This window comes from Polaribacter sp. R77954, assembly GCF_044595335.1.
Taxonomy (GTDB): Bacteria; Bacteroidota; Bacteroidia; order Flavobacteriales; family Flavobacteriaceae; genus Polaribacter.
In genome coordinates this window covers 4,034,867-4,057,775 of sequence record NZ_CP138992.1, presented here as the reverse complement: position 1 = coordinate 4,057,775, position 22,909 = coordinate 4,034,867, and the positions used below count along the sequence as shown (strand labels likewise).

General features: G+C 28.4%; 18 protein-coding genes. 13 read left to right on the top strand and 5 right to left on the bottom strand.

The annotated features are described in order from the left end of the window. Positions 1–11: 11 nt before the first annotated feature. Together SJY27_RS17520 and kdsB are read right to left on the bottom strand one after the other, a co-directional pair. Entirely contained in the window at positions 12–704 is a 693-nt protein-coding gene (locus SJY27_RS17520; protein WP_397446164.1) for an HAD family hydrolase, read from the bottom strand. Continuing rightward, positions 694–1,431: a 3-deoxy-manno-octulosonate cytidylyltransferase gene (kdsB, locus tag SJY27_RS17515; RefSeq protein ID WP_397446163.1), complete on the bottom strand. Its 738-nt coding sequence runs from the start codon at positions 1,429–1,431 to the stop codon at positions 694–696. The genes SJY27_RS17520 and kdsB overlap by 11 nt, the downstream gene beginning before the upstream one ends. A gap of 390 nt (positions 1,432–1,821) precedes the next feature. Between kdsB and SJY27_RS17510 the strand changes: the two genes are divergently transcribed. From SJY27_RS17510 to SJY27_RS17500, 3 genes are all read left to right on the top strand, one after another. Beyond that, positions 1,822–2,667: a hypothetical protein gene (locus SJY27_RS17510; protein WP_397446162.1), complete on the top strand. Its 846-nt coding sequence runs from the start codon at positions 1,822–1,824 to the stop codon at positions 2,665–2,667. Positions 2,668–2,892: 225 nt separating this feature from the next. Then, entirely contained in the window at positions 2,893–3,819 is a 927-nt protein-coding gene (locus tag SJY27_RS17505) for a hypothetical protein (protein ID WP_397446161.1), read from the top strand. A 149-nt stretch (positions 3,820–3,968) separates the two neighbouring features. Then, the gene (locus SJY27_RS17500; RefSeq protein WP_397446160.1) at positions 3,969–4,859 is read left to right on the top strand and encodes a hypothetical protein; all 891 of its coding nucleotides are present in this window, start codon (positions 3,969–3,971) and stop codon (positions 4,857–4,859) included. A gap of 12 nt (positions 4,860–4,871) precedes the next feature. Here SJY27_RS17500 and SJY27_RS17495 read toward each other — a convergent pair whose 3' ends face one another. Together SJY27_RS17495 and idi are read right to left on the bottom strand one after the other, a co-directional pair. Further along, complete coding sequence (locus SJY27_RS17495) at positions 4,872–5,285, bottom strand: 6-pyruvoyl trahydropterin synthase family protein (protein ID WP_397446159.1); 414 nt, start codon at positions 5,283–5,285, stop codon at positions 4,872–4,874. Continuing rightward, positions 5,278–5,796, bottom strand: a complete 519-nt coding sequence (idi, locus tag SJY27_RS17490; protein ID WP_397446158.1) for an isopentenyl-diphosphate Delta-isomerase — start codon at positions 5,794–5,796, stop codon at positions 5,278–5,280. The genes SJY27_RS17495 and idi overlap by 8 nt, the downstream gene beginning before the upstream one ends. A 116-nt stretch (positions 5,797–5,912) precedes the next feature. On the opposite strand from idi, the gene SJY27_RS17485 reads away from it, so the two are divergent. The 10 genes from SJY27_RS17485 to SJY27_RS17440 all read left to right on the top strand — a co-directional run bounded on the left by SJY27_RS17485 (position 5,913) and on the right by SJY27_RS17440 (position 21,266). Then, complete coding sequence (locus tag SJY27_RS17485) at positions 5,913–6,611, top strand: peptidylprolyl isomerase (RefSeq protein WP_397446157.1); 699 nt, start codon at positions 5,913–5,915, stop codon at positions 6,609–6,611. 44 nt (positions 6,612–6,655) lie between these two features. Continuing rightward, positions 6,656–8,248 carry a peptide chain release factor 3 gene (locus SJY27_RS17480; protein WP_397446156.1) on the top strand — a complete coding sequence of 531 codons (1,593 nt, stop codon included), beginning with the start codon at positions 6,656–6,658 and terminating at the stop codon, positions 8,246–8,248. 4 nt (positions 8,249–8,252) lie between these two features. Next, complete coding sequence (locus SJY27_RS17475; RefSeq protein ID WP_397446155.1) at positions 8,253–9,815, top strand: hypothetical protein; 1,563 nt, start codon at positions 8,253–8,255, stop codon at positions 9,813–9,815. A gap of 50 nt (positions 9,816–9,865) precedes the next feature. Further along, entirely contained in the window at positions 9,866–10,795 is a 930-nt protein-coding gene (locus SJY27_RS17470) for a peptidylprolyl isomerase (RefSeq protein ID WP_397446154.1), read from the top strand. Between the two features lie 473 nt (positions 10,796–11,268). After that, positions 11,269–12,687: a response regulator gene (locus tag SJY27_RS17465; protein ID WP_397446153.1), complete on the top strand. Its 1,419-nt coding sequence runs from the start codon at positions 11,269–11,271 to the stop codon at positions 12,685–12,687. Between the two features lie 2 nt (positions 12,688–12,689). Further along, positions 12,690–14,393: a response regulator gene (locus tag SJY27_RS17460; RefSeq protein ID WP_397446152.1), complete on the top strand. Its 1,704-nt coding sequence runs from the start codon at positions 12,690–12,692 to the stop codon at positions 14,391–14,393. 52 nt (positions 14,394–14,445) lie between these two features. Continuing rightward, positions 14,446–16,113, top strand: a complete 1,668-nt coding sequence (locus SJY27_RS17455) for an ATP-binding protein (RefSeq protein WP_397446151.1) — start codon at positions 14,446–14,448, stop codon at positions 16,111–16,113. A 7-nt stretch (positions 16,114–16,120) separates the two neighbouring features. Next, positions 16,121–17,800, top strand: a complete 1,680-nt coding sequence (locus SJY27_RS17450; protein WP_397446150.1) for a response regulator — start codon at positions 16,121–16,123, stop codon at positions 17,798–17,800. Between the two features lie 99 nt (positions 17,801–17,899). Next, entirely contained in the window at positions 17,900–19,591 is a 1,692-nt protein-coding gene (locus SJY27_RS17445; RefSeq protein WP_397446149.1) for a response regulator, read from the top strand. 208 nt (positions 19,592–19,799) lie between these two features. Then, positions 19,800–21,266: an ATP-binding protein gene (locus SJY27_RS17440; RefSeq protein WP_397446148.1), complete on the top strand. Its 1,467-nt coding sequence runs from the start codon at positions 19,800–19,802 to the stop codon at positions 21,264–21,266. A 3-nt stretch (positions 21,267–21,269) separates the two neighbouring features. Here SJY27_RS17440 and SJY27_RS17435 read toward each other — a convergent pair whose 3' ends face one another. After that, the gene (locus SJY27_RS17435; protein ID WP_397446147.1) at positions 21,270–22,640 is read right to left on the bottom strand and encodes a tetratricopeptide repeat protein; all 1,371 of its coding nucleotides are present in this window, start codon (positions 22,638–22,640) and stop codon (positions 21,270–21,272) included. Between the last annotated feature and the right edge of the window lie 269 nt (positions 22,641–22,909).

Sequence of the window (22,909 nt, the reverse complement as noted above, 5' to 3'; positions counted from 1 at the left end):
GTTTTTTTTATTCAGACCAACTGTAAAACATCTTTTATATTTGCTAAGGTGTAATACGCTTTTTTAGAAAACTCATCTATAGAAACTTCTTCATGTGCCCAGGTAGTATGAAAAGGTACATGAACAGCAGTAGCCCCCACTTTAATTAAAGGTAAAACATCTGATTTTAAAGAGTTACCAATCATTAACAGCTGAGAAGGTTCAATATCTAAATGCTGAATTAGTTTTTGATAATCTTTTACTTTTTTATCACTCATTACCTCAATATGATGAAAATACTTTGATAAATTCGATTTTTCTAGCTTTCGCTCTTGATCTAAAAGATCTCCTTTAGTTGCAACAATCAACTTAAATTTATTTTGTAAGGCTTGCAAAACCTCTTCTACTCCATCTAACAACTCAATTGGCTTTTCTAACATATCTTTACCAATATCTAAAATAGCCTCAATACTTTTTTGAGGAATTTGATAATTAGAGAGCTCAAGCGCAGATTCTATCATAGAAAGCACAAAACCTTTAATGCCATAACCATACAATCGCAGATTTTCTATTTCTTTTTTAAAAAGCTCTTGATCTATTTTATTTTCTGTTTCGTATTTAGATAACAGTTTTGCAAATTGATGTTCTGCCTCTCTAAAATAAGTTTCATTCACCCAAAGTGTATCATCTGCATCAAAAGCAATTACCTTAATATTATTCAACATTTTTTAAATAGTTTTTGGCTTTTTCTAAATCTTCAGGTGTATCAATACCAACAGCTTCAACAGAAGTTTCTACCATTTTAATTTTTTTTCCAATCTCTTGATATCTAATGGCTTCTATTTTTTCTGCAGCTTCTAAAGGTGTAATTGGAGTATTGTAAAAGTCTAATAAAGCTTGTTTTCTAAAGGCATAAACACCTTTATGCTTGTAATACTTTACCTTGATATTTGTATCTCTATGATACGGAATTACACTTCTTGAAAAGTAAATGGCTAAATTATTAACGTCTGTAATTACCTTTACATTATTAGGGTTTTTGATATCTTCCATATCCGTAATTTCAACTTTTAAAGAAGCTAAATCTATTTCTTTTGTACTGTCTTTTTTGAAAACATCAATTAATTTTGATAAGGATACAGCGTCAATAAAAGGTTCGTCTCCTTGTACATTAATAACAATATCTACAGCTAAGTTTTCAACGGCTTCAGCAATTCTATCAGAACCACATTCGTGTTCTTTTTTGCTCATTATCGCTTTACCACCTGCATTTTGTATCGACTTAAAAATAATATCAGAATCTGTAACTACATAAACATCATCAAATAAATTGGTATGCAAGGCAGCTTCGTAAGTCCTTAAAATAACAGGTTTTCCAGCTAAATCTTTCATTAATTTCCCAGGAAAACGTGAAGCACTATAACGTGCAGGAATCATAGCTATTATTTTCATAAATTAGTTTCTATTAAAAGCTTTTTCGGCGAATATTGATTGAATATACAAATTTAATATTAAAAGCATTAACTTAGAAATAACAAGGTGCTTAAAAAAGAAAACACATTACTACATTGTATATTCTGAAAACCAATAATTTACAATTAAGTATTCCACAAAACAGGTATTGACAACAGAAAATAAAGTGAAATAATATGATACAATGCCTAGAAATTTAGAACTTAAAATTATTTTTTGTGAACTATATATACTCTAAAAAGTTTTTGTTAGTTTTACAAAACGGTTCCTCAACTATTTTATTATTAATTTTAATTTATATTGAGAGCATCTTATATCCTTTTTTTCTGCTTATTATCAGCTACAACTATTTTTTGCAAACAAAGAACTTTGTTTGTAGATAATTTTATAAATATTATTGGCAGCCCAAGCAAAGAAGACAAATTACTCCTTTTTGCAAAACGAAATAATTTTAAAACGCTAATTTTATATCAATTAAATAAAGTTGATAAAATCTGGAATTTAACAGATCCTAGAAAAAATAGTGTTTTGGCTGAATTTATTGATAAAGCAAAAACAAAGTTTAGTATTAAAAGCGTTGGTGCTTCTGGCGAATCAGCTTCATTTTTTAGAGATGTAATTGATCCTTACAATAATACCAGAAATAAAGCCGAAGAAAAGTTTGATATTTATAACTTAGAGTATGAATACTGGTCTAAAAAAGCATCAGGACCAAATGGTTATTATTGTGTAAATTATTTAGAAGAAAATGCTAAAACTTGTGATAGAAATGGGTCTTTTAATTATTTTATAAATAACTTAAAAGAGCTTAAAAAATTATCTCAAAACAACTTTCATACTATAAAAATAGAAGCCTATTTAGGATATTATTCTCAAAAAGAAATTTCTACTATAGTAAATTATTGCGATAGATTAATTATTCAAACTTCTGGTAAAACCCCAAAATTATCTTATAATTTTGCCAAAAAAAGTTTATCGCTTATTACTAAAATTAAGAGTAATGTTAAAACCTCTATTTTATATGCAACTCGTATGAATCAAATGGGCTATTGGTTTAAATCAAATAGTTTAGACCATGCAGAACAAGATTTTTTTAAAGCGATGAATGCTAATAATTATCAACTAAAAAAATCTATAAATTTAGATGGTTTTAGCTACCACACTTATTCTTTTTTAGAAAAATCAGTGAATTATTTTTCCTACACAAGAAATTAAAAATAAGAATATCTATTTACACGATTATTCTTTACAATAGATTTAATACAAGAAGCAATTCCTTAGACCACTATATTGAAATATAAAATTTTAATCAGATATGCTTTAAAGGTTCTAATTGTGATTATAACTTAGTATTTTTAAAAAATATCATCTATTTTCTAGAGAGTTATATGACTCTAATCTGATATTTTTTTAGTATATTTGAGTACATCCCCCATTCTAATGACTAAAAAATATCAAAAAACTTTTTTATTTCTTTTATTATTATTGATTTGTAGTGCTCTTTCTGCACAACGTGCTTTGTATGTTGATAACTTTAATTCAATTTTAGGGAATAATGATAAAGAAGATAAATTACTTTATTTTGCTCAAGATAATGGATTTACTACGCTTATTTTATATGAGTTACATTTGGTAAGAAAGAGACTACCAATGAATAACTATAAAAAAATAAGTATTCTTTCAGATTTTATAACTCTTGCAAAAACCAAATACAATGTTAAAAAAGTGGTTGCTTCTGGTGAAAACAGCGAAATTTTTTTAAACTATTTGCATGTTTATAATGAAACAAGAAAAGATGATATTGAAAGGTTTAATTCTTACAACATAGAGTATGAATTCTGGCATAAAACAAATTCTGATCTTGGAGGATATTATTGTGAAAACTACCTAAGAAAAAACAAGATTCCTTGTACTTCAGAAGGAAGTTTTAACTATTTTAAAGAAACCATAAGTGTTCTTGATTTTATAAGAAAAGAAACTAATTATCCACTAGGCATAGAAGTATATTTAGCAAATTTTGATAAAAAACAAATTTTAGCGCTAAAAAAATATAATATTAAATATAGAATTAGCGCTTATGCCAGTAATGTGGAGTTGAGTTCTAAAGAAATTAAAAAAGAGTTGAAAATTCTATCCAATTGTAAATGTATTAAAGAAGTTTCAATTATTCTTTCTTCTGAACCCTTTTTTATGTCCGGTCATTTAAAATATAATTCTTTAGAAAAAACAGAAAAAGAATTTGAAAATTATATATCAAAATACAAAAATATCCATTTTACTGAATTTACATATTTTAAATATTCAGACCTTAAAAAGTCTATTGGTTTTAGGAAATTAAGAAGAACTGGTATAAAACCAAAATACTAGCCAGCACAAAAAGAATACTTACATATTTGATATGTACTATTATTCGATCTTAAATCTTTTAAGAATTGTTTATATTTGAATCGCTCTAGAAATATTTGAATTTTACAATGAAATTTCACCAACAGCTTTTCAGTTTTTTTCTCTTTATAATGTCAATCTCTTTTTGTTTTAGCCAAAAAGAATATGAAAATAGAGCCCTTTACGTAGATAATTTTGCAACCATACTTGGTTCAAAAACTTTAGAAAATGAGCTTTTAGAATTTTCTAAAAATCATCAAATAAACACACTTATTCTTTACGATTTACATAAAGTTAACAAAAGATTTCATTTAGGTGATGTTAGTAAAAATCATTTACTCGCTAATTTTATAAAAAAAGCTAAAGTAGAATTTGGCATTAAAAAAATTAGTGCCTCTGGTGAAAGCAGTAACTTTTTTTTAAAGGCGATTCATCCTTTTAATTTATCTCGAAAAAATAAATTAGAACGGTTTAACGTGTATAATTTAGAATATGAATATTGGAACGAAAAAGAATCTTTAGAAAACGGTTATTATTGCAACAACTACCTTAAAAAGGTACAATTACCTTGTAATAGAAAAAACTCGTTTAAATACTTTATACAATCTTTATTTGTAATGAAATCTTTAGCAGAAGAACTGGATAAGAATATTGAGATAGAGGCGTATATTGGTAATTTTAATATTAATGAAGTTGAAAAAATTAGCAAACATGTAGATCGTTTATTGATTCATGATTATGTAAAAGACCCAAACAGAAACTTTATTTATATAAAGGAAAGATTGAACCTTTTAGCTGATATAAATTCTGAGATAGATATCAGTATTTTGTACTCGTCAGAAATGAATTTTATGGGTAAATGGTTTAAAGATCACAAACTGCATGAAGCTGAAATTAAGTTTTTTACAGAATTAGAAAAAAATGATATTTCTTTAAAAAACCACCTTAATTTTAATGGTTTTTCATATTATAATTACGGATACTTAAATTATGTAAAAACACTCCATAAAAAAAGCAGATAGCAACATAACACATTAATCACCAGAATAACTCACAAAATTTCTTGGTGTTTCGTATAATGTAATTTTTAAATCTAATTCTTTTGGTAAATGCTTTCTCAGTTTATTGTACGTAATTACGCATATATTTTCTGCTGTTGGGTTTAAATCTTGAAATTCTGCTACTTCGATATTTAAATTTTTATGATCAAAAGCATTTTCAATTTCCACTTTTATCAAATCTTTTAAAATTCCTAAATCATAAACATAGCCTGTATCTTTATTAATTTCTCCTGTTAAAGAAACAATTAACTCGTAATTATGACCATGAAAATTCGGATTACTACACTTATTAAAAACTTCGAAATTTTTTTCATCCGACCAATCTTTTCTATATAATCTGTGTGCTGCATTAAAATGCGCTTTTCTATGAACAGTAACTTTAGGCATTGGTTAATTTTTCGTAAGATTCATTAAAAATTATCTTAAACCATTCTGTGTATTCTTGTGGGTTTTGCTCAATATCATCTTTAACATTTTCTAGAGACATCCATTTATAAGCTTCAACTTCATCTTTGTTAATATTAGGCACATCATCAAAAAAACCAATCATTACATGGTCCAATTCGTGCTCTGTTAGGCCATTATCAAAAGGTGCTTTGTAGATAAAAGAAAATACTTCTTTTAAATCTGTTGTAAAACCCATTTCTTCTTGTAACCTTCTTCTGCCAGCTTCTATATTACTCTCTCCATCTCTTTGATGAGAACAACAGGTATTGGTCCACAATAAAGGAGAATGATATTTATGTGCTGCTCTTTGTTGCAACATTAATTCACCATTTTTATTAAAAATAAAAACCGAAAATGCCCTATGTAAAAGCGCTTTTTCATGCGCTTCCATTTTAGGCATTAAGCCAATTTTCTTATCCTTTTCATCAACTAAAACTACCAATTCTTCCATAATTGCAAATATATAGCAATCAAAAAGCTTTAAAACTTAAATTTGTTATAAAACCATCACGATTTTCTATTCTTTTATTTTGATGATTTATATTTGGAGTCTTTAAATTGATCTTTATGAAATTTTTGTTTCGAGCATTTTTCTTAGTAATCTTATTCTTATTTTATAAGTGTGACAGCCAGAAAAAAGAACGTAGTAACAAAAAAGTAACTAAAAATAAATCATCACTTAAAAAAAAGAAAGAAGAAAAAATCACCAAACCTTGGGATAGTTTAAATAGTAAAAATACAGAAGCTTTTTTAACAGAGTATGGCAAACAAAACCCAGAAACTAAAGTTATTATAAAAACAAAATTTGGTAACATTAAATTAAGGCTTTATGAAGATGTTCCTATACACAGAGCAAATTTTATTTTTCTTACTAAAATAAAATACTTTAATACCACTGTTATTTATAGAGTTGCCAAAAACTTTGTGATTCAGGGTGGTAACTCAGATAATATGTATACGCAAAAACAGCGAAGAAAATACGGAAATTATTTAATGAAACCTGAGTTTAGAAAACACAGAAAACACAAATATGGAGCATTAGCTGCTGCCAGACAATGGGAAAACAATCCTGATAAATTATCTAGTCCTTTCGAATTCTATATGGTGCATAGCAAAAAAGGTGCTCATCATTTAAATAACGAACATACTGTTTTTGGTGAGGTTATTGCAGGTTTTGACACCATGGATAAAATTTCTAAAGTAAAAGTTGGGGTTGATGAATGGCCCGTAAACGACATACAAATGACGATTGAAATTTTAGATTGATAATTGCCATTCTAAAACGTATCTTTGCACCTCAAAATTTGTAAATGAGTTTTTTAGAAGAAATAGCACGTAGAAGAACATTTGGTATCATTTCGCATCCAGATGCTGGTAAAACTACATTAACAGAAAAATTATTATTATTTGGTGGAGCCATACAAGAAGCTGGTGCCGTAAAAAATAATAAGATTAAGAAAGGAGCTACATCCGATTTTATGGAAATTGAACGCCAAAGAGGAATTTCTGTTGCTACTTCTGTTTTGGCTTTTATCTATCAAAATAAAAAAATAAACATTTTAGATACCCCTGGGCATAAAGATTTTGCTGAAGATACTTTTAGAACTTTAACTGCTGTAGATAGTGTTATTGTAGTTATTGACGTTGCTAAAGGTGTAGAACCACAAACCGAAAAATTGGTTGAAGTTTGTAGAATGCGAAGCATACCCATGTTGGTTTTTATCAATAAATTGGATAGAGAAGGTAAAGATGCTTTTGATTTATTAGATGAAGTTGAGCAAAAATTAGGTTTACGTGTAACCCCTATGAGTTTCCCTATTGGAATGGGTTACGACTTTAAAGGAATTTATAACATTTGGGAAAAGAAATTAAATCTTTTTTCGGGCGATAAAAAAACTACTATTTCAGAAGGTATAGAGTTTGATGATTTATCTAACCCAAATTTAGACAAAGCAGTGGGAGAAACTGCAGCTGAAACTTTACGAGAAGAAATAGAATTAATTAGCGAAGTTTACCCTGATTTTAATCAAGGAGAATATTTAAAAGGTGAATTACAACCTGTATTTTTTGGTTCTGCTTTAAATAATTTCGGAGTTAAAGAACTCTTAGATGCTTTTATTGAAATTGCACCTTCACCTCAACCTAAAAAAGCAGAAGAAAGGTTAGTAGATTCTAAAGAAAAAAAAATGACAGGTTTTGTGTTTAAAATCCACGCAAATATGGATCCTAAACACAGAGATAGATTGGCTTTTATAAAAGTAGTTTCTGGTACTTTTAAAAGAAATTCACCTTATTTACATGTTAGAAATGGTAAAAAAGTAAAATTCTCTAGTCCAAATGCCTTTTTTGCCGAGAAAAAAGAAATTGTTGACGAATCTTTTCCAGGCGATATTGTAGGTTTACATGATACAGGAAACTTTAAAATAGGAGATACATTAACCGAAGGTGAAGATTTAAATTTTAGAGGTATTCCAAGTTTTTCTCCAGAACATTTTAGGTATGTGAATAATGCAGACCCAATGAAATCTAAGCAGCTTTACAAAGGTTTAGATCAATTGATGGATGAAGGTGTTGCACAATTGTTTATCATAGAAATGAACGGACGAAGAGTAATTGGTACAGTTGGTGCTTTACAATTTGAAGTTATTCAATATCGTTTAGAACATGAATATGGTGCAAAATGTAATTACGAAAATTTGAGTGTACATAAAGCGTGTTGGGTAGAACCAGAAGACCCTAAAAATGAAGAGTTTAAAGAATTTAAAAGAGTAAAACAACGTTATTTGGCCAAAGACAAACAAGGGCAATTGGTTTTTTTAGCAGACTCTGCTTTTACAATTCAAATGACACAAAGTAAATATCCTTCAGTAAAATTACATTTTACAAGCGAGTTTAAAAAATAAACCTATGAAAAAAGTATTTTTCTTGTTAATTATATTTTTAAGCTTAAAAAGCTTTGCCCAAGAATTTACTTTAAATGATTTAGAGGGCAAAGAATTGCATAATTCAATTCGTTTAAATTATATTTTAATTCACCAGCCTTTTGGTGAGGTTCCATATCAATTAGACCCAACAATGGGATTTATTGGTTTAAATTATAATTTTGCTTTAAATGATTGGCTGTACACTGGCGCTGGTTTTCATACTGCCATAACTGGAGATCAAGGAGGTTTGTTTACACTAGGAATCAATTTAGGAGTAAATAAAAAAGTTTACAAGCATTTATATTTGGATGCTAATGTTCATTTTGGTGGAGGTGGTGGATTTAGAAGCTTAGTAAATGGTGGAGGAATTATTTATCCTAATGCCGGTTTACAATACAAAACAAATGGATATTCTTTTGGAATTCAATATGGATATATGAATTTTTTTACAGGAATTCAGAAGAATGATAACATCTCATTTTTTATAGAAATTCCTACTTTAGTAAGAAAAAGTTCGTACAAAAACGCACAGAAAACATTTGTTGTTGATGACAATTTAACAGACGATTTTTGGAAAAAACCTGCCGTAAAAAGTGTGCAACAGCTAACATTTGATTATTTTTTTCCTATAGGAATGTCTAGAGCAGATGCTACAACAGATCCACAATATAGACCTTTACGAGAAACATTATCAATATTAGGTTTCGAATATCAACGATATTTAACCCCAGACACATTTGTTTATGTACATGCAGATGCTATGTACGCTGGATTAGTATCGGGTTTTATGGATTTATTTTTTGGTGTTGGTAAAAACTTTATAGAAACAAAACGCATCAACTTTTTTGCAAAAATGGGTATTGGTGCTGCTGGTGGTAGAATTTATCCTGAAGGTGGTTTAACAATGTATCCTAATGCAGGATTTGATGTACGATTATCAAATCACTTAGGTGTAAGCGTTCATGGAGGATATCATAGAGCAATTGGAGGAACTTTTGAAGCCTATACTGCTGGTTTTAGTTTAAAATATTATGGTTTAAGTGGTGGAATTAAAGATCCTTTTACAGGAAAAACTTCATCAAAAATTAAAACACGTGGAATTGGAATTGGAGTTCAAAATCAAACCTACTTTGATGTTGCAAAAGATGCTGGCCCAAATGTAGATTTACAAATGATAGCTCTAAAAATTCTATACGATTTAAACAAACTTTTCTATTTTGTGGGTGAAGCCTCATTTGCTTATGAAGGTAAATCTGGTGGTTATGCTCACGGAATTTTTGGTTTAGGTATTCGTAGTAATCCATTTTTTAACAATAGAGTTTCTACCTTTATTGAACTTTTAGGAGGTGTTGCTGGAGGTGCTGGTGTTGATACTGGAGAAGGAGTTTTGGTTAGACCAAATGTGGGTATTAATTACCATATAAACGATAATTTAAAATTTAATATTGCTGCTGGTAAAGCTTCAACACCTTATGGAAATGTAAACTCTACAAATTTAAATATAGGTTTTACATACAGTCTATCCATATTAAACGCAAAAAAATAACACTTTTCTGATTCCTATCAGAATTCATAGAAATAATTAAATTAAATATAATGAACAACGGAATTTACGCAAAATTCAAAACACCTAAAGGTGATATTTTAGTAAAATTAGAACACGAAAAAGCCTCTGGAACTGTAGGAAACTTTGTTGCACTTGCAGAAGGTAATCTAGAAAATTCAGCAAAACCACAAGGAACTCCTTATTATGATGGACTAAAATTCCACAGAGTAATTCCGGATTTTATGATACAAGGTGGTTGCCCACAAGGAACTGGAACTGGAAATCCTGGCTACAAGTTTGATGATGAATTTCACCCAGATTTAAAACATGATGCTCCTGGTAAATTAGCTATGGCTAATTCTGGACCTGCTACAAATGGTAGTCAATTTTACATTACCCACGTTCCTACTCCATGGTTAGATGGTAAACATACCGTTTTTGGATCTGTTATTGAAGGGCAAGATATTGTAGATACTGTTGCTCAAGGTGATGAAATGTCAGTAGAAATTATAAGAGTTGGTGAAGTAGCAGAAAAATTTAATGCTGTTGAAGCATTTAGAACTTTTGAAGGCGCAAGAGAAAAACGCGAAGCAGAAGCAAAAGCTAAGCAAGCAGCATTATTAGACGAAGTTGCAGCTGGATATGATGAAACTAAAAGTGGTTTGCGTTATAAAGTTTTACAAAAAGGTGATGGAAAACAAGCCACAAAAGGTGCTAAAGTTTCTGTGCATTACAAAGGGCAATTGTTAGATGGTACCGTTTTTGATTCATCGTACAAAAGAAAACAACCTATAGATTTTAATGTTGGTGTAGGCCAAGTAATATCTGGTTGGGATGAAGGTATTCAATTATTAAAAGTGGGTGATAAAGCTCGTTTTGTAATTCCTTCTAACTTAGCCTATGGCTCTGCTGGTGCAGGAGGTGTAATTCCGCCAAATGCAACATTAATTTTTGACGTAGAATTAATGGATGTAAAATAATAATACCTCATTAAAAAGCAAAAAACTCCTGAATTTCAGGAGTTTTTTGCTTTTTAATGTTAAATAAAATGTAAACATATGTTAATAAATGAATTATATTTATTACTTTGCTTGCTTTAGTAGTGACTACTTTTTTGTAGCAGATTAAAAATAAACATCTATCCCCCTATAATAGATTTATTTTTTTGGGGTGTTTTGAACTTAAAAATATGCCAAGAGATAAAATTAAGAAAAGCTCTTCTCAAAGAATTTACAAATTAATGTATACAATAAGTATACTAACTGCTGGGCTAGCTTTTATTTTTTTTGTAACCAGTTTTTCTTTAAGATTATATGGGTTATCTATCTATCATTTTATTACAATTTTCCTTTACCTATATTGTGCATATATTTCTAAAAAAGGAAATATTTACCTATCTAGAATATTATTTTTTATCCTTTTAAATCTAGGTATTGTTTCAACAGCGTCATTTATGGGCAAATTTGGTAGTGTAGAGTATATGTTTGTTTACTCTTTAGCACTACCTTTTTCTGTTTTTTCTTTTAAAAGAGAAAAATTATATGTGTATTTATTTTCGGGTCTTTCAGGTTTATTATGGATTATCTTAGCCCTAACAGATTTTAAATTATTCACCAAAATTCCAATTGCTGTTTCAATTGCTGAAACCTATATCTATCCCATTTCAATTATATGTACATTTAGTGTAGTTAGTGTTCATCTTTATTATTTTTCTGTTTTAGGTGTAAAATATTATAAAAAAATTCATCTAAAAAAAGAAAAAGCACTTGAAGCTTCCATTGCAAAATCAAAGTTTTTAAGTACTATGAGCCATGAAATTAGAACCCCTTTAAACGCTGTTATTGGTCTATCTCATATTCTTGCTAATAATCACCCAAGAAAAGACCAAATGGAAAATATTGACGCTTTAAATTACTCTGGTAAAACACTTTTAAACCTTTTAAACAATGTATTAGATTTTAGCAAAATGCAATCTAGCAAAATTGAATTAGATACCATACCTACCAACATTGCAGATACCGTTAAACAAATACAAAAAGTACATGAAAATGCTTGTAAAAGAAATAACAACATTTTAGAGGTTAGCATTGATAAAGCTTTACCTTTAGTACAACTAGACGTTGTTCGTTTTAATCAAGTTATTAATAATTTAATTGCAAATGCAATCAAATTTACAGACAATGGTGTTATAAAATTATCTGTAAAAAAACAAAAAGAAACTCTAAAAACAGTAAAACTTCATTTTGCTGTAAAAGATACAGGAATTGGGATTCCGAAAGAAAAACAACTTACTATTTGGAAAGCTTTTGAGCAAGCTTCTAACACCAAAAAACGAATTTATGGAGGTACAGGTTTAGGTTTACCTATTGTAAAAAGTATTCTGGAATTGATGAATACTAAAGTTAAAATTACAAGTAAATTAGGCAAAGGGAGTACTTTTTCTTTTACTTTAACCCTTCAAAAAACTAATGAAGAAAAAATTAGTACATCCTTAGAAAAAACGGCAACTAATATTAGTAATAAAAAGGTATTATTAGTAGATGACAACTTGATTAATATAATGGTTGGCAAACAAATTCTAGAAAAAGAAAAACTAATCGTAGAAGAGGCTAATAATGGTTTGATGGCTCTGAATAAATGCAAAGACAACACTTTTGACCTTATATTAATGGACATTCAAATGCCTGTAATGGATGGCTATATATCTACATCTGAAATTAGAAAATTTGATACCAAAACCCCTATTTTAGCTTTATCTGCAAACGTTTTTGTTGAAGTTAAAGATCAAATTAAAGAATCTGGAATGAACGATTTTATTTTTAAACCATTTACGCCAGATGATTTAGTTGATAAAATAAAAAAATACCTCTAAAATTGAAAAACAATACGATAGCACATCAAACAAAATTTCCAGAAAGAAGAATTAAGGCAATATACCTTACTTCTTTAGTAAGTTTTGTAACCACTTTTTTGGCTTCTATTTTAGTGTATTTTTTTGGGAATTATCAATTAAGCTATTACATACTATTTAGTGCAATTGTTTTTTTAACTACAACAATCCTATCTAAAAATAAAATGGCTCAAAAAGCTAGAGTTATTTTTTTGTGGATGTATAATATATTCTTTACTTTTTTAGCATCACTTTTAGGTAAAGAAGCTAGTTTAGATTTTTTCTTTATTTTTTCAATTGGTTTGCCCTACGCTTTTTTTTCTTTTAGTAGAGAAAAACAAAAAATTTTCTTCTACAGCTCTCTCGCATTTGTTTTTTGGTTGTTTTTATATGTTACCAAATTTAAACCAATTGTTAATATAGAAATCAACAACACCATTAAAATTAGCAATATTGTTTATTATATTTCTATTACCACCACCCTATTAATGGTGCTTTTTCAATTAGTCTATTATTCATATAGCAATGCTAAAAGAAATACAAACGCACATCAAACAAAGCAAGAAGCTATAAATGACTCTGATGCAAAATCTTATTTTTTAAGCACAATGAGTCATGAAATTAGAACACCTTTAAATGCTGTTATTGGTTTATCGCATATTTTAAGTGACAATACCCCCAGAAAAGATCAAATTGAAAATATTGAAGCCTTAAATTATTCTGGAAAAATATTATTAAATCTTTTAAATAATGTTTTAGATTTCAGTAAAATGCAATCTACCAAAATTGAATTAAATGAAACTCCTATTGATTTATTGTCGGCCATAAAACAAATAAAAAAAGTACACGAAGCCAGTTGTTTACAAAAGGAAATTCAAATGAATTTAGAGTTTGATGATAATATACCTATAGTTTGGCTAGATGTGGTTCGTTTTAATCAAGTAATTAATAATTTAATTTCTAACGCTATCAAATTCACTGAAAAAGGTACTGTTACTCTACGTATAAAAAAAACACATGAAACAAAAGACAAAGTAGTTCAAATTTTAACAGAAATTGTTGATACAGGTATAGGAATACCTAAAGATAAACAACATACAATTTGGGAACCTTTTACACAAGCCTCTAGCACCACAAATAGATTGTATGGTGGTACTGGATTAGGTTTGCCCATCGTAAAAAATATTATAGAGGCTATGGACTCTGATATTTTGTTAGAAAGTACACCAAATAAAGGGAGCCGTTTTTATTTTCACATCAACTTAAAAATTGCAACAACAAAAGATTTAGAAAAAACAAAACAAAAAAAACTTTATAATTTTAAGGGTAAAAAGATACTAATTGTAGAAGATAATTTGATTAATGTAATGGTTGCTAAACAAATTTTAGAAAAAGTAAATTTTAATGTAACTGTTGCTTATGATGGTTTACAGGCTGTTAACATTGTTAAAGAAAAGCATTTTGATGTAGTACTTATGGATATACAAATGCCAGTGATGGATGGTTATAAAGCTTCTTTAGAAATTAGAAAATTCAATAAGTATATTCCTATTTTGGCATTATCTGCTTCTGTATTTATGGAAGTGAAAAACAAAATTAAAGATTGTGGTATGAATGGCTTTATATTTAAACCTTTTGAGCCTAAAGATTTGTTAAATCGAATAGAACAAGTTATAATAAGTGACTAAACACTTATTATTAAAATAGTTTTTAGTACATTTAGTACCGAAAATACAACCCATGTCCGATTTCTCCCTAAGGCGCGCCCAAATGGTTTATATATTATCACTAATTACTTGTGTAGTTAGTTTAAATTATATTGCTATTGGTTTAAAACTAGGTTTAAACACTCTAGTTTATCTTCATGTAATTTGTATTTCTTTTTATCTTCTCTGCGCATATTTTGCAAAAAAGAAAAATTTAATAGAATCAAGAATCATTTATTTATTGGTTTTAAACATTGGTATTCTTTCGTCTGCGTCATATATAGGTCAAGAAGGTGGTATAGAATTTACATTTATGTTTTCGATGTCTTTGCCCTTTATGATTTTTTCATTTAAAAGAGAAAAGCTTTTTATTCTTATTTTTTGCCTTTTATCCATTGTGCTTTGGGCTTCTTTATACTTAACCAACTTTAATATGGTTACAGTTGCTAAAATTGATCCAGACGATGCCTCAAAATTAGTCTATCCTCTATCAATATTATCAACATTATTTTTAGTTATTTTTCAGTTATTTTACTTTTCACACCTAAATTTTAATAGTCTATCATCCATACATGATTTTAAAGAAGAGGCCATAGAAGCATCTAAAGCAAAATCTAAATTTCTGAGTACAATGAGCCATGAAATTAGAACCCCTTTAAATGCTGTGATTGGTTTATCGCATATTTTAGGCGATAATAACCCTAGAAAAGATCAAGTTAAAAATATTGATGCGTTACATTATTCTGGTAAAATTCTACTTAACTTGTTAAATAATGTGTTAGATTTTAGTAAAATGCAGTCTAAAAAAATTGATTTAGACAATATTCCTACAGATGTATTAAGTGCTACCCAACAAATTCAAAAAATACATGAAACTTCTTGTTTAAAAAAAGGAATAGAAATGTATTTAGATGTTGATGAAGATATCCCAATGATTTGGTTAGATATTGTTCGTTTTAATCAAGTAATTAATAACTTGGTTAGCAATGCCATTAAATTCACCAAAAAAGGAAGCGTTACTTTACGTATTAAAAAAGTATCTCAAAAAGAAGATTCGGTTACCTTACTTACAGAAGTTCAAGATACAGGAATAGGGATTCCAAAAGACAAACAAGAAACCATTTGGGAAGCTTTTTCGCAAGCCTCTACAACTACAAACCGATTGTATGGTGGTACTGGTTTAGGCTTACCTATTGTAAAAAAAATTGTTAATGCCATGGGCGCAGATGTAAAAATAGACAGTTTACAAAACAAAGGAAGTCGTTTTTATTTTCAAATAAAGGTAAAAATAGCCTCTACCCAAGAGCTTAAAAATAATACTGTAAAAAAACAACACAATTTTAAAGGTAAAATTATTTTATTAGTTGAAGATAATTTAATTAATGTAATGGTTGCCAAACAAATATTAGAAAAAGTTGGGCTTAAGGTAGATGTTGCTCATAATGGTTTAATAGCCGTAAATATGACAAAAGAGAAAAACTATGATGCTATTTTAATGGACATACAAATGCCAGTGATGGATGGTTATAAAGCATCTACAGAAATTAGAAAGTTTAATACAACCACACCTATTCTAGCGCTTTCAGCTTCTGTTTTTATGGAAGTTAAAGCCAAAATTAATAGTAGTGGAATGAATGGTTTTATTTTTAAACCATTTGAGCCATCAGATTTATTAGACAAACTCGAAGAAGTAGTGATTTAGCAACAAAATGAGAATACAACATTCAAAAAGAAGAATTAACCTTGTTTTTACCATTTGTTTGGTAAATATTGGCTTTGCTATTTTGTGTACCGTAATTTCTGATATGTTTAATTTTATTTGGCTTAGAAATTACAATGCCTTTAATATATTGCCTTATATAGTTGCTGCATTTTTGGCAAAAAACAACAGATTAAATCTTGCTCGTATTATTTATTTAGTAACCAGTTCTTTTGGTATTGCTATCATTTCATCTTTTGTGGGTAAAAATGGAAGCGTTGAATTTGTTTTTCTGTTTAATATTGGCTTGCCATTTATTCTTTTTTCTTTTAGAAGAGAACGAATTTTAGTCATACTTTTTATGCTATTTCCATTAATTTTATGGGTTTTACTTTTTATAACTGACTATAATTTAATTAGTTATAAAAAATTAGACCCAATAATTGCCAAAGACTTTATATACCCAATTGCAGTTTCTAGCACAATATCTCTAGTAATTTTTCAGCTGATATACTTTCTAATTATTAATAAAAAATATTTTTATAGAATAGAAAATGAGAAACAAGAAGCTATTGAAGCTTCAAATGCAAAATCAGATTTTCTAAGCACTATGAGTCACGAAATTAGAACTCCTTTAAACGCTGTAATTGGTCTTTCTCATATTTTGGGCGATACAAATCCTAGAGAAGATCAAGTACAAAATATTGAAGCCCTGAATTATTCTGGTAAAATCTTATTAAATTTATTAAACAATGTGTTAGATTTTAGTAAAATGCAATCTACTAAAATTGAGTTAGATAATATTCCTACAGATTTATTATCAGCTACAAAACAAATCAAAAAAATACATGAAGCCAATTGTTTGCGCAAAGGAATTAAAATGAATTTAGAGATAGATGAAGATATCCCTATGGTTTGGCTAGATATTGTAAGATTTAACCAGGTAATTAACAACTTAGTAACCAACGCAATAAAATTTACAGATAAAGGTAACGTAACTTTACGCATACAAACACAAAATAAAACCTATAAAAAAATAACATTACTTACAGAAGTTATTGATACAGGCATAGGAATTCCTAAAAATAAACGTAAAACTATTTGGCAAGCTTTTACACAAGCATCTAGTAATACCAACAGATTATATGGTGGTACAGGTTTAGGGTTACCTATTGTAAAAAGCATTGTAAATGCTATGAACTCTGATGTAAAAGTACAAAGTAAGGTTGGTAAAGGAAGTCGTTTTTATTTTAAAATCGATTTAGAAATAGCATCAAAAAAAGAGCTTAAAAAAACACAAGAAAAAAAAGTATATAATTTTAAGGGTAAAAAAGTATTATTAGTAGAAGACAACCTAATTAACGTTATGGTTGGTAAACAAATCTTAGAAAAATACAAGTTTAATGTTTCTGTTGCAAATGATGGTGCTACAGCTGTAAACATGATTAAAGACAACAATTACGATGTTGTTTTAATGGATATTCAAATGCCAATTATGGACGGTTATACAGCTACTTTAGAAATCAGAAAATTTAATAGAAAAACACCTATACTAGCACTTTCTGCATCTGTTTTTATGGAGGTTAAAGATAAAATAAAACAATGTGGCATGAATGGTTTTATCTTTAAACCTTTTAATCCAGAAGATCTTTTAAATAAAATAGAACAAACAATTTATAAGTCTGTTTAAAATATTTTTACTAAATTTATACATACCTTCCCCCAATAGATTTTTTTTACATTTTTAAATGTTCATTTTTTGGGTGAAATTAAAAATCGCAACCCAAGTATGCTAAAATTACTTAGACAATCAAACTCAAAAAGAGTGGTAAAAATAACTTTTAGATTAAGTTTATTTTCTGCCATGTTTGGTTTTGTGGGTTTTGGATTTGGTAAATATTTAGGATTAGAAATTCTGGCCTATTTTCATTTATGTAGTGGTTTTATTTATATTCTCAGTGCCATATTGGCTCTATGTGGTAAATTAAAAGCGGCTAGAATCATTTTTTTTATTTTTTTAAACTTAGGCATAATAATTACTGCCTCTTATATAGGTAGAGCTGGTCATGTAGAATATTTGTTTTTATATTGTTTAGCATTACCGTTTACAATGTTTTCTTTTAAAAAAGAAAAAAAATATGTGTATTTTTTTTCGTGTTTGTCTGGTTTACTTTGGATTATTTTAAATGCTACCGATTTTAATTTTATTACAAAAACCAAATTAGATCAAGAGTTGGCTGCAAATATTGTATACCCCTTAGCATGTATTAGCACTTTTTTCTTTGTGATAAGTCAACTTATTTATTTCTCGAAATCGAATTTAAAATACTATTCTAAGATATACTCTACAAGAGAATTTGCCTTAGAAGCTTCAGAAGCAAAATCAAAATTCTTAAGCACTATGAGTCATGAAATTAGAACACCCTTAAATGCGGTTATTGGCTTGTCTCATATTTTAGGGGATAATAAACCTAGAGAAGATCAAAAAGAAAACATCGAAGCCTTAAACTATTCTGGTAAAATCCTTTTAAGTCTTCTAAACAATGTTTTAGATTTTAGCAAAATGCAATCCACTAAAATTAAATTAGATAATATACCTACAGACATCGCTTTTGCTATAAAACAGATAAAAAAAAATCACGAAGCTACTTGCCAAAGTAAAGGAATCGATTTATTTATAATCATCGATAAAAACATACCTACAGTTCTATTAGATATTGTGAGATTTAATCAAGTCATCAACAATCTTTTATCTAATGCAATTAAATTTACAGATCAAGGAAAAGTTACTTTAATCATAAAAAAGAAAAAATTATTACCTAATAATCAAGTTTTAATTCATACAGAGGTAAGAGATACTGGTATAGGTATTCCTCAAAGCATGCAAGGCACAATATGGGAAGCTTTTGCACAAGCATCTAATACAACCAACAAAATTTATGGTGGTACTGGCTTGGGTTTACCAATTGTACAAAGTATTGTAAAAGCCATGGGCTCTAAAGTTAAAATTTTAAGTAAAGTGGGTAAAGGCAGTCGTTTTTATTTTGATTTAAAATTAGCTATTGTTAATGATGCTAAACTAGAAAAAAGCAAAGCAAAAAAGAACTATAATTTTTCTGGTAAAAAAGTATTACTTGTAGATGACAACCTTATAAATGTAATGGTTGCTAAACAAATTTTAGAAAAGGCAAATTTACAAGTATCTCAAGCCAATGATGGTTTAACTGCTGTAAATATGATAAAAGATAATGCTTTTGATATTGTTTTAATGGACATACAAATGCCAATTATGGACGGTTATACAGCTACACAAGAAATTAGAAAATTTAATACTAATGTTCCAATTTTAGCACTTTCTGCAACAGTTTTTACAGAAATTAAAGATAAAATTAACGAGTGTGGCATGAATGGTTTTGTGTTTAAACCTATTACCCCAGAAGATCTGTTACAAGAAATAGAAAAATTTACAAACCATGTTTAATTACAGAAAAGAACGAATTTCGAAAAGACGAATTAAACTAATACATTATATTTCTATTGTATGTATGGTTTTGTCATTGTTGTTTTCTGGTGTTTCTTTTTATTTAAAAGGATATGGGTTAACTATATTTTTAATAATAGTTTCCGTGATTTTTTATTTTACCTCGAGATTTGTAATTAAAAATCCGCACAACGCAAGATTAATTTTTATGCTTAACTTTAACATAAGCGTAACAATTGCTGCTTCTTACTTTGGTAAAGGATCTAGCATAGAATTCTTTTTAATGTATGCTGTAGGGATTGCTTTTCTTTTCTTTTCATTTAGACGCGAAAAAGAAATGGTTACATTATTTACAATATTACCCATATTATTGTGGGCAACCTTATACTTTACTAACTTTAGTTTGTTTTATTCTAATGCAATTAACCCAGAAACAGTAAAGGCATTTATTTATCCCCTTTCAATAACCTTTACTTTACTTTTAGTAGCCTTTCAACTTAGTTATTACTCTTATTTAAATGAGAGTTATAGCAAAAACATACATTATAAAAAGCAGGAAGCTATAGATGTATCTAATGCTAAATCTAATTTCTTAAGCACAATGAGTCACGAAATTAGAACTCCATTAAACGCAGTTATAGGTCTTTCTCATATTTTAGGAGACAATAACCCTAGAAAAGATCAAAAGCAAAATATAGAAGCATTAAATTACTCTGGTAAAATTTTATTAAACTTACTTAACAATGTGTTAGATTTTAGTAAAATACAATCTAACAAAATAGAATTAGACCATGTTCCTACAGATTTATCCTCTGCACTAAATCAAATAAAAAAAATTCACCAAACAAGTTGTATTCGTAAAGGAATCACCATGCAATTATCTATTGATAAAGATATACCTGTGGTTTGGTTAGATATTGTTCGTTTTAATCAAGTAATTAATAACTTAGTAACCAATGCCATTAAATTTACAAACAAAGGCTCTGTAACACTACGAATAAAAAAAGAAACAATTCATAATGATTCTGTAACAATTCTAACAGAAATTATAGATACAGGAATAGGCATACCCAAAGATAAACAAGAAACAATTTGGGAAGCATTTACACAGGCGTCAAGTACTACAAATAGGTTGTATGGTGGTACTGGTTTAGGTTTACCTATTGTAAAAAGTATTGTTGAAGCTATGGGTGCTAGTATAAAAATAGATAGTGAATTTGAAAAAGGGAGTCGCTTTTATTTTAAACTAGATTTAAAAATTGCATCAGAAAAAGATATAAAAGAAAACAACTTTAAACAAACCTATAACTTTAAAGACAAAAAAGTTTTATTAGTAGAAGACAACCAAATAAATGTAATGGTTGGCAAACAGATTTTAGAAAAAGCAGGGTTAACAGTTGATGTAGCTTACGATGGTTTACAAGCAGTTAAAATGGTAAAAACCAATAAATATCATATTGTGCTTATGGATATTCAAATGCCAGTTATGGATGGTTATACCTCTTCTGTTGAAATCAGAAAATTCAATACCAAAATACCAATAATAGCGCTTTCTGCATCAGTTTTTATGGAAGTAAAAAATAAAATATATGAAAATGGCATGAATGGATTTATCTTTAAACCATTTGATCCAGAAGATTTATTACATCAAATACAAAAATTAATGCTTAATTAAAATCTACTCTAAAGCGGTTTTAAAATCTACCAATAATTTTTGCACTTTTGGGTTTTCATAAACTGTTGGAAAAAGTTCATTTAAAACCATATGATACTCGTAATCTATATGCATTGCTGTAATTAAATGAGCAAAACCAAAGTTATCTTTATCAAACACAAAAAACAAACCTGCTAATCGATATTCAATTTCAGCAAAGTTTTTATAAATTTTTTGTGCTGTAAATAAAACTGTAATCGCATTTTTAAACTGACCTAAAAAGCACAACACATCTGCAAGAGCAATGTAAATTTCTACAGAGTCATCATCTAAAGCCAAACAACGTTCAAAACCTTCTACAGCCTCTTCATAAAAATTTAGTTTTATTTTTATTTCTGAATATTTACGCCAATACATGGCATTGTCTTCATCAATTTTTATCGCCTTAGAAATATAGTAAGTAGCTTTTTCATAATTTGCATTATCATAATATATATTGCAAAGTAAAATCCAACCCCTATCTAATAAAGGGTCTTCATGAACTGCTTTTTTGTAATAAGAAATTGCAGCTTTATGGTTTTCTAACTGCTCATAACACTCACCTACTCTAACATAAGCATAAGCTGTAGGATCATCTAAATCTAAACTTATTCTATAATTTTCTATGGCCTCTTCATACTCTCCTAAAGCCTCTAAAGTTTTTGCTTTTTCTAAATACCCCCCAATAAAATGCTCATCAATTAATACTGCATAATCAAAAGCAATTAAGGCTTCTTTAAATTGATCTAATATAAAATGTTGTCTTCCCAATTGGTGCCATGCAACCTCGCAATAAGGGTTTTTATCAATATAAGCATTTAAATAATTGATGGCCTCTTCATGCTCTTTTTCCATATCAAAACAATACACAATATTGTACAAAGAAGAATAATCTTCATAATCAACATCAATACATTTTGCAAAATTTACACGCGCATTCTCAAAATCGTCTAAGTATAAATACTCCATACCCATTAAAGACCAAACATCAACTTTGTCTTCAGCAAAAGATAGTGCTTTTTTCAAATTGATAATAGCCTCTTTATGATTTCCAGATTTAGAAGCAATAGTTGCTTTTTGGATAAAAACCTCTTCATTATTCGGTTCTACACGTTCTATCTTTTTTAATAAAAGAGATGCCTTATCTAATTCAGCCTCAAAAATGAATAATTCTACTTGCAATAATTTTAAATCAATAGATTGTGGGTGTTGTTCTAAACCCAAACTCACTGCTTTTTTAGCCAAAGCATGTTTTCCAGCATCTAAATAATGAATAATAATCTCCTCAAACTCAACTAAATCAAAGAAATAGACAGAGTTAGTTTTAAGCATCGATTCAAATTTGGTTAAAGACATAACTATTTAATCAGAATAATTAATAAATGTACTATTTCTCACAATTAAAAAAAGTCTTTATTGGTCTTTGTTTTCAACAATTTAATTAACATTATTAAGCTATTTTTAGCTTTATTATTCAAAACTAAAAGTTTACAACACAAAATTTTGCATTAATTATTAATCATTCAAAGAGTAAATTCTTTTTTTTGTATACTATTTATCCTTTAGAATTAATTTTAAAAAACTTATTTGTAGTTATAAATTTTTACAGAACCATTTATTTCCCT

Coding starts and splice junctions, on each gene's coding strand:
- SJY27_RS17455 (WP_397446151.1), top strand. CDS start 14,446: ATGTCCGATTTCTCCCTAAGGCGCGCCCAAATGGTTTATATATTATCA.
- SJY27_RS17485 (WP_397446157.1), top strand. CDS start 5,913: ATGAAATTTTTGTTTCGAGCATTTTTCTTAGTAATCTTATTCTTATTT.
- SJY27_RS17475 (WP_397446155.1), top strand. CDS start 8,253: ATGAAAAAAGTATTTTTCTTGTTAATTATATTTTTAAGCTTAAAAAGC.
- kdsB (WP_397446163.1), bottom strand. CDS start 1,431: ATGAAAATAATAGCTATGATTCCTGCACGTTATAGTGCTTCACGTTTT.
- SJY27_RS17520 (WP_397446164.1), bottom strand. CDS start 704: ATGTTGAATAATATTAAGGTAATTGCTTTTGATGCAGATGATACACTT.
- SJY27_RS17480 (WP_397446156.1), top strand. CDS start 6,656: ATGAGTTTTTTAGAAGAAATAGCACGTAGAAGAACATTTGGTATCATT.
- SJY27_RS17500 (WP_397446160.1), top strand. CDS start 3,969: ATGTCAATCTCTTTTTGTTTTAGCCAAAAAGAATATGAAAATAGAGCC.
- SJY27_RS17470 (WP_397446154.1), top strand. CDS start 9,866: ATGAACAACGGAATTTACGCAAAATTCAAAACACCTAAAGGTGATATT.
- SJY27_RS17495 (WP_397446159.1), bottom strand. CDS start 5,285: ATGCCTAAAGTTACTGTTCATAGAAAAGCGCATTTTAATGCAGCACAC.
- SJY27_RS17450 (WP_397446150.1), top strand. CDS start 16,121: ATGAGAATACAACATTCAAAAAGAAGAATTAACCTTGTTTTTACCATT.
- SJY27_RS17505 (WP_397446161.1), top strand. CDS start 2,893: ATGACTAAAAAATATCAAAAAACTTTTTTATTTCTTTTATTATTATTG.
- SJY27_RS17440 (WP_397446148.1), top strand. CDS start 19,800: ATGCTTAACTTTAACATAAGCGTAACAATTGCTGCTTCTTACTTTGGT.
- SJY27_RS17435 (WP_397446147.1), bottom strand. CDS start 22,640: ATGTCTTTAACCAAATTTGAATCGATGCTTAAAACTAACTCTGTCTAT.
- idi (WP_397446158.1), bottom strand. CDS start 5,796: ATGGAAGAATTGGTAGTTTTAGTTGATGAAAAGGATAAGAAAATTGGC.
- SJY27_RS17445 (WP_397446149.1), top strand. CDS start 17,900: ATGCTAAAATTACTTAGACAATCAAACTCAAAAAGAGTGGTAAAAATA.
- SJY27_RS17465 (WP_397446153.1), top strand. CDS start 11,269: ATGGGCAAATTTGGTAGTGTAGAGTATATGTTTGTTTACTCTTTAGCA.